This is a genomic window from Vibrio genomosp. F10 str. 9ZD137 (genome assembly GCF_049974785.1).
Lineage (GTDB): Bacteria > Pseudomonadota > Gammaproteobacteria > Enterobacterales > Vibrionaceae > Vibrio.
This window is the reverse complement of record NZ_JBNGCJ010000124.1, coordinates 1-411: the sequence shown is the minus strand read 5'-3', so window position 1 is coordinate 411 and position 411 is coordinate 1. Positions and strand designations below refer to the sequence as shown.

General features: G+C 46.2%; 1 protein-coding gene and 1 pseudogene. Both read right to left on the bottom strand.

The genetic code is table 11. The features are described from left to right. Positions 1–172 (bottom strand): annotated as a pseudogene (locus tag ACP45E_RS01485) (PTS fructose-like transporter subunit IIB); the annotation flags it as partial. 39 nt (positions 173–211) lie between these two features. Beyond that, on the bottom strand, positions 212–411 hold a 200-nt coding region (locus tag ACP45E_RS01480), incomplete at its 5' end, for a PfkB family carbohydrate kinase (RefSeq protein WP_241824242.1).

The window sequence follows — 411 nt, the reverse complement described above, 5'->3', positions numbered from 1 at the left end:
TATCAGCATCCGCGATTTGTTGCGATGTTAATGGCGCATTATCGATAACGCTTGAGTGACATTCCGTCACGGTATCATGGCCTAATGTTTCTGCTGCCTTTTGCAATAAACCAGCGGCAATAACACTGTTGGCAACACCACTTGGGCAAGCGGTAATGATGGCAATTTTCATAATGTTGACCCTTTTCCTTGTTGGCCTAATAGCCGTTAGCTATTGGCTTATGATGTCTATCTGAGTTTGCGTCTGTAGAGTGTGTAGTTGTTCTTTTGAGGGTATTCCAACGCCAATCTGTGTGACTGCTAAGGCAGACAAAGCGGTGGAAAATTGAAGTAATTCGGTTTTTTTCATCTGTTGCATGTGGCCCCAACAGAGGCCCGCTACCAGCGTATCTCCGGCACCGACTGTGCTCA